Here is a 6574-nt window from a genome sequence, read left to right on the forward strand (position 1 = left end):
GCTAGAGTTAGGAGAAGAGAATGCTTTCGCTTCAAAATTGATCTTTCGACATTGCAATGGATGTTAGAGACCTTAATGGGTTTCAGTCAAACGTTATCACAGACTATCCTCATTTGATGGTCTGAACATGGAAAAAAAGAAACTGATTACGAATAAAGAATTGGAGGACTTTTCATGTTAGTAGCATTTGATAAACATCAGAATTTGGTGAATACAGTCACCGAGACCATTTCAAAAAGGCAGGGACCCTTTACCTGCCCAGGCTGTCGCTCTCCATTGCGACTGAAAAAAGGGCGGGTGATGCGGCCTCATTTTGCCCATGTCAGCCTAGAGGCGTGTGACTTTCTGGCAGAGGCTGAATCTGTCGAGCATCTTAGCCTGAAAGGCGATCTTTACCGCTGGGCGAGCCAGGCAGGCGACAGGGAAGTCTGGTTAGAAAAGCATCTGCCGACCATCGGTCAGGTGGCAGATCTTTTATTGGAGGGCAATGTCGCTTTGGAAGTTCAGTGTAGTTCGCTATCAGCTGATCGCTTGCGGGAACGGACGAGGGCCTATCAAGAAGCGGGCTACCATGTGATCTGGCTTTTGGGGGAGAAATTGTGGTTGAGAGATACCATCAGGCCCCTGCAAAAAGATTTTCTCTACTTTAGCCAGAACCGTGGCTTTCATCTGTGGGAGTTGGACTTAGAAAAGCAGGTTCTGCGTCTGAAGTATCTGATTCATGAGGACCTTCACGGGCAAATTCAGTGTCAGGAGGAATCCTTTGCCTTTGGCGAAGGAGGCTTGCTAGATGTTTTGCGCCAGCCCTTTGTCCAGCAGCCAGTAGCTTCTTTCAAGGGGCTTATGGATGAAGAAATTGTCTCCTATGTGGCCAAGCAATTGCATTTTTGCACGCCTAAATGGATGGCCAAGCAGGCTCTTGCCTACCAAAAAGGAGGGAATCTCCTGACGCAGACCAAGGATGATTTTTACCCCCAGATTGGGCTCATCCCTTTCACAGACTTTGCCCAGATTGGTGAAAATCTCTTGCCCTACTATCAGCAGTTTCACGCCTATTATAAAAAACAGGAGGACAAGTCGGTTCAGTTCCTGTATTCTCCTGCCTTTTATGGTAAAATAGGAGCCATGGAGGATTTACAAAATGGTAAAACAAAGAAACGAAATTGACGAAAAGTACCAATGGGATTTGACCACAGTTTTTAAGACGGATAGCGATTGGGAGCAAGAGTTGAAGTCTTTGGAAATAGCGATCGAAGAAGCCCAAACTTTGGAAGGACGTTTGACACAGTCAGCGGCTGACTTGCTTGCGGTGACAGAGACCCAGCTAGCCTTGTCTCGTCGTTTGGAGAAACTCTACAGTTATGCGCACATGAGAAATGACCAAGATACACGAGAAGCCAAGTACCAAGAATTCAATGCAAAGGCGCTGAGCGTTTATGCGAAATTCAGCCAAGTTTTTGCCTTCTACGAGCCAGAGCTCTTAACTTTATCGGCAGAGACCTATGAGCAGTTTGTGGCAGAGGAGCCCGGTTTAGCTCTCTATGCGCATTACTTTGAGAAACTATTCCAAAATAAGCCACATATCCTATCTAAGGAAGAAGAAACGATCATCGCAGCGACCAGTGAGATTTTATCTTCAGGTTCAGAGACCTTCTCTATCTTGAACAATGCTGACTTGGAATTTCCGATGGTCAAGGATGATAAGGGGCAAGAGGTCCAGTTGACTCATGGCAATTACATCACCTTTGTCGAGTCTAAGGATCGGGACGTCAGAAAAGGTGCCTACGAGGCTATGTATGCTACCTACAAGCAGTTCCAGCACGTTTTCGCTAAGACCTTGCAGACAACGGTTAAAACCCATAACTTAACTGCTAATTTGCGTCATTTCCAATCAGCGCGTGAAGCAGCCTTGTCACGCAACTTTGTGCCAGAATCTGTCTATGACAGCCTCGTATCAGCGGTTAATAAGCACTTGCCACTGTTGCATCGGTATGTGAAATTGCGTCAAGAGGTCTTGGGACTTGATGAGCTTAAAATGTATGACATGTATGCGTCTTTGGCCGAGACAGAGCTTTCTTATACTTATGAAGAAGCTTTAGTTAAGTCTGAAGAAGCCTTGGCTATTTTGGGAGACGATTATCTTAGCTGTGTGAAAAAAGCCTTTGCTGAGCGTTGGATTGATGTTCATGAAAATGCTGGCAAACGTTCAGGAGCCTATTCTGGTGGTTGCTATGATTCCAATGCCTTTATGTTGCTCAACTGGCAGGATAATTTGAATAATCTTTTTACCTTGGTGCATGAAACAGGTCATTCGATGCACTCTAGTTATACACGCGAGAACCAGCCTTACGTTTACGGAGATTATTCTATCTTCTTGGCTGAGATAGCGTCAACCACTAATGAGAATCTCCTGACCGAGCATTTGCTCAACGAAGTAGACGATGATGCGACGCGGTTTGCCATCTTGAACCACTACTTGGATGGTTTCCGAGCAACCATTTTCCGTCAAACTCAGTTTGCAGAGTTTGAACAGGCTATCCATCAGGCAGACCAGGCTGGGGAAGTCTTGACCAGTGAATTTCTCAATACCCTTTATGCGGAAATCAATGAGAAATATTATGGTCTTTCTAAAGAAGACAATCCAGAAATCCAATATGAGTGGGCACGGATTCCACATTTCTACTACGACTACTATGTCTTCCAATACTCAACTGGTTTTGCGGCAGCGACTGCCTTGGCAGATAAAATCATCAATGGTAGCCCAGAAGATAAGGAAAATTACATCGCTTACTTGAGTGCAGGACGCTCTGATTATCCGTTAGAAATTATGAAAAAAGCTGGTGTTGACATGAGCCAAGAAGATTACCTTAATGATGCCTTTAAGGTCTTTGAACGCCGATTGGATGAATTGGAAGCCCTCATTAAAAAAGGCGCGCATAAATAAGCTAGGCTTGGTAAGAGTAAGTTTAGATCGAAACGTTGTCACTATTTGAAATATCTTTCTGTGACAATCTTTCGATCTTTTCTTAAAGAGGTGTTTACGCTTGAGAGGAGGAGCAATGCTCTCTTTTTGCGTTAAGCAAAATAGCTGACGCTTCACCTCAAAGGTCAACAGACCCTCATGTTTTTCAAACACTAAAGCGGTAAGAGTTTTTGCTGGAGAACTTTTCCAATCAAACGTTTCAGCTAAACCGTTAACAATTAGTCTAGAACCACCTGAATGGACAGCTACTCTTTCAGACAGAGCTATTGCTGGCGTAGCAGTGGCAGTTTCAGTGAAAGAGCTGTCCTAGACAACTGCTTGGAAGAGCAATGTGAAAGCAAGCCCCGTTTATCTGTTATCGGCTACCATTGGAGCTACAATCAAAGGGGAATTCAGAAGAGTTGGCTTATGAGGTCAGTCTAAATGAGAAGGATGCTAATGGTTTAAGGATTGTTTAGTTGACGAAGCTTCTCCATAGGTTTTATAAGTCTTTTAGAAAGTAGGGGTGAGCACGATGGAAATAAGATCTTTGTCTTTAACTGATGAAGTGGCCTTCAAAGAGTTTAATTGTTTGTTGGTTGCAGAAAAAGAGGCGGGAAATGCCTTTGTTGAAACTAAACGAGTGGAAGATTTTAAGGCTTTTTATGAAAAGTCTAAGCGCTTTGAAACCCAGACAAATCATCCTGACTGGTCAACGTCAACCAATTATTACGCCTTTATTGGTGATGAGATAGCTGGACGAATCGGTTGTCGTTGGGAGTTAGATAAGGGGGACTTAGCGACTGTGGGTGGGCATATTGGCTATGTTACCTCACCCAAATTTCGGCAGCAGGGGGTTATGCGAACCCTGCTCCGCTATGCCCTTGACCGCTACGAGGAAAGAGGAATTAACCGTGTCTTTATCACTGCTTTGGCGGACAATCTGCCCAGTCGCAAGACGATTGAGAGTGTCGGCGGTGTGTTGCAGGACATTATCACTCTTAAGGACGGAAAAACCTTAGCCCGCTATTGGGTGACCAGATAAGAAAACCCCACTCTCAACTATCTATCGAGAGTGGGGTTGATTTTAGCGCTCAGATACAGCTGTAAACCGTTGGCGGATGAAACGGGCGTTTTCCAGCTCATCAACCATGGCTAAGGCATAGTCGGCATAGCTGATGTAGCTCTCGCCAGCAGCGTTGAGAATGAGTTCTTCGCCACCAAGCTGATATTGACCAGTTGCTCTGCCAGTGTCATCAAAATCTCCTGCTGGGCTAAAGAAGGTCCAAGCAAGGCCAGAGAATGTTCGTAAGACAGCGAGAGCGTCAGTCATAGCCTTAGCTAAGGGGTAGAATTCCGCTGGGAAATCGGGGGTGTCGAGCAGTTGAAGAGTGTGTTTATCATCTACATAGAGGCTACCTGCACCGCCGACGATAATCAGGCGTGTAGTGCTAGTGGATAAGAGTTGTCCTAGATGACGAATATCTTCCGAAAAAAGTGGAAACGTTTCCGGGGTCCAATAACCAACGGCGGAAACGACAGCGTCAAATGGAGCTAAATCATCTATTGTCAACTGGTGAATAGATTTTTCAATCACAGAGAGGAGGTCCGTTTTTTGAGCATCGCGGACGATGGCTGTGACCTCATGACCGCGCTTGAGGGCTTCTTGAGCAATGCGTTTGCCAGCTTTGCCGTTGGCACCGATAATGGCAATTTTCATAGTGTTTACCTACCTTTTTTAACAAAATTGTGTTATAATCGATTACACCACTATTTTAACAAGTTAGTAGAAAATAGCAAGTAGGTTTTTTATAGATAGTTGGTATCTTTTGGGATAGAAATGGATGATATCAAGGAGAAAAAGATGGAATTATTTGGCAAGTGTCCCTTTGTAACCACGCAAAAACTCATTTCAGGGAAATGGGCGATTTTGATTTTGCATCATTTGGATGGACAGACCAAGCGATTTGGTCAACTCCAACGAGATCTGGGAGAAATTACCCAATCCACCCTGACCAAGCAATTACGCTATCTAGAAGACGAGGGCTTGATTACACGAACGGTTTATCCAGAAGTCCCGCCTCGGGTTGAGTATCGCTTAACAGCGATTGGGCAGGAATTTCACGCTGTTTTGGAGCAAATTGAGGTCTGGGGTGGGAAGTATATTAGAACACACAAAGAGGGAAATTAGAATGACAAAAACCGCGTTTATTTGGGATTTTGACGGCACTCTAGCAGATTCCTATCCAGCCATTATGACCGTGCTAAAACAACTCTATGCGCAGCATGGTTGGGCTTTTGATGAGACGGAGGTTGGGGAGTTTATCCTTCAGACCTCCGTTAAACACTTGTTGGAGACCCAAGCAAAGAAGGCTGATTTAGAAGGTGATGATCTCCAACTGATGGCTAGTTTTATGGCAGGGCAGGAGCAGTTAGATGACCAGATTATCCTGATGCCAGGTGCTCTAGAAGTTCTGGCTCAGACAGCCTCGGCTGGCGTTCGTCACTTTATCTATACTCACAAGGGAGCGACAACTGACGCAGTCCTCGAACGTCTGGGCATTGCTGATTATTTCACTGAGGTGATTAACAGCACCCACGGTTTTGCCAGAAAACCAGAGCCGGATGCTCTTTTCTATCTTTTGGACAAGTATGGTCTGGACAAAAACCAGACCTACTATATCGGTGACCGCTCTCTGGACAGGGAAGCTGCCGAGCGAGCAGGGATTCACTCTATTAACCTGACCCAGCCAGACAGTCCAACCAATACCAACATTGAACATTTATTGGATATTTTAGCACTACCGATTTTCAAGTAAATATGGTACAATCGTCTTATGGTAAAAACATATAATGAACACTCCAATCACAACATGAGACGCCCCGTGGTCAAGCCTGAAATTGTTGATTTTATGCGAAACCAGCAGGCGCCAGTTACTGGTCATCTGGCAGAGCTTGAGGCTTTTGCCAAGGCACACAATGTCCCTGTGATTCCTCATGAGACGGTGGCTTATTTCCGCTTTCTCTTGCAGACCTTGCAACCCAAGCAGATTTTAGAAGTCGGAACGGCTATCGGTTTTTCAGCCCTGCTTATGGCTGATAATGCCCCGTCTGCCCAAATCACGACCATCGACCGCAATCCTGAGATGATTGAGCTGGCCAAGGCTAACTTTGCCAAGTATGATCATCGCCAGCAAATTACTCTCTTGGAGGGCGATGCGGTGGATCTTTTGGGTGGACTGACGGAAACTTATGACCTTGCTTTTATGGATTCTGCTAAATCCAAGTACATCGTTTTTCTGCCTGAAATCCTCAAGCGATTAAGGGTCGGCGGTGTCGTCGTCATTGACGACGTCTTCCAAGGTGGTGATGTGGCTCTGCCATTTGATCAAATCCACCGTGGACAACGGGCTATCTACAAGGGACTTCACAAGCTCTTTGAAGCGACCCTGAATCACCCTGACCTGACAGCTAGCCTGCTTCCACTGGGAGATGGTCTTCTGATTCTTAGAAAAAAGCCAAATTTCAAGTCCAAGTTAGCCAGTTGTTAAAACTTCTCTAGGCGTCTTGTAGTTTAGTAGTCGTTTGGGGTAATGATTGATCCATCTCTCA

Annotated in this window: 7 protein-coding genes; 6 read left to right on the forward strand and 1 reads right to left on the reverse strand. The window is 45.2% G+C overall.

Annotation, left to right across the window (positions count from 1 at the left end):
* Nucleotides 1-174 precede the first annotated feature (174 nt).
* From ABID29_RS01625 to ABID29_RS01635, 3 genes are all read left to right on the forward strand, one after another.
* Nucleotides 175-1167 carry a competence protein CoiA gene (locus ABID29_RS01625; RefSeq protein ID WP_354363925.1) on the forward strand — a complete coding sequence of 331 codons (993 nt, stop codon included), beginning with the start codon at nucleotides 175-177 and terminating at the stop codon, nucleotides 1165-1167.
* Complete coding sequence (pepF, locus tag ABID29_RS01630) at nucleotides 1142-2944, forward strand: oligoendopeptidase F (RefSeq protein WP_354363927.1); 1803 nt, start codon at nucleotides 1142-1144, stop codon at nucleotides 2942-2944. Before ABID29_RS01625 ends, pepF begins: the two co-directional genes overlap by 26 nt.
* Nucleotides 2945-3497: 553 nt before the next feature.
* Nucleotides 3498-4007 carry a GNAT family N-acetyltransferase gene (locus ABID29_RS01635; protein ID WP_354363928.1) on the forward strand — a complete coding sequence of 170 codons (510 nt, stop codon included), beginning with the start codon at nucleotides 3498-3500 and terminating at the stop codon, nucleotides 4005-4007.
* A 42-nt stretch (nucleotides 4008-4049) separates the two neighbouring features.
* On the opposite strand, the gene ABID29_RS01640 is transcribed toward ABID29_RS01635, so the two are convergent.
* On the reverse strand, nucleotides 4050-4682 hold the full coding sequence (locus ABID29_RS01640) for an NAD(P)-dependent oxidoreductase (RefSeq protein ID WP_354363929.1): 633 nt from the start codon (nucleotides 4680-4682) through the stop codon (nucleotides 4050-4052).
* Nucleotides 4683-4826: 144 nt separating this feature from the next.
* Here ABID29_RS01640 and ABID29_RS01645 point away from each other — a divergent pair, with 144 nt between their 5' ends.
* The 3 genes from ABID29_RS01645 to ABID29_RS01655 are packed head-to-tail and all read left to right on the forward strand — an operon-like array spanning nucleotide 4827 to nucleotide 6513.
* Nucleotides 4827-5153, forward strand: coding sequence for a winged helix-turn-helix transcriptional regulator (locus ABID29_RS01645; protein ID WP_354363931.1), 327 nt, complete (start codon nucleotides 4827-4829; stop codon nucleotides 5151-5153).
* Nucleotide 5154: 1 nt separating this feature from the next.
* Nucleotides 5155-5781, forward strand: a complete 627-nt coding sequence (locus ABID29_RS01650; RefSeq protein WP_354363932.1) for an HAD-IA family hydrolase — start codon at nucleotides 5155-5157, stop codon at nucleotides 5779-5781.
* An 18-nt stretch (nucleotides 5782-5799) separates the two neighbouring features.
* The gene (locus tag ABID29_RS01655; protein WP_354363933.1) at nucleotides 5800-6513 is read left to right on the forward strand and encodes an O-methyltransferase; all 714 of its coding nucleotides are present in this window, start codon (nucleotides 5800-5802) and stop codon (nucleotides 6511-6513) included.
* Nucleotides 6514-6574: the final 61 nt, after the last annotated feature.

The sequence above is a fragment of the Streptococcus rupicaprae genome (assembly GCF_040545225.1).
GTDB lineage: Bacteria > Bacillota > Bacilli > Lactobacillales > Streptococcaceae > Streptococcus > Streptococcus rupicaprae.

Coding starts and splice junctions, on each gene's coding strand:
- ABID29_RS01625 (WP_354363925.1), top strand. CDS start 175: ATGTTAGTAGCATTTGATAAACATCAGAATTTGGTGAATACAGTCACC.
- pepF (WP_354363927.1), top strand. CDS start 1,142: ATGGTAAAACAAAGAAACGAAATTGACGAAAAGTACCAATGGGATTTG.
- ABID29_RS01635 (WP_354363928.1), top strand. CDS start 3,498: ATGGAAATAAGATCTTTGTCTTTAACTGATGAAGTGGCCTTCAAAGAG.
- ABID29_RS01640 (WP_354363929.1), bottom strand. CDS start 4,682: ATGAAAATTGCCATTATCGGTGCCAACGGCAAAGCTGGCAAACGCATT.
- ABID29_RS01645 (WP_354363931.1), top strand. CDS start 4,827: ATGGAATTATTTGGCAAGTGTCCCTTTGTAACCACGCAAAAACTCATT.
- ABID29_RS01650 (WP_354363932.1), top strand. CDS start 5,155: ATGACAAAAACCGCGTTTATTTGGGATTTTGACGGCACTCTAGCAGAT.
- ABID29_RS01655 (WP_354363933.1), top strand. CDS start 5,800: ATGGTAAAAACATATAATGAACACTCCAATCACAACATGAGACGCCCC.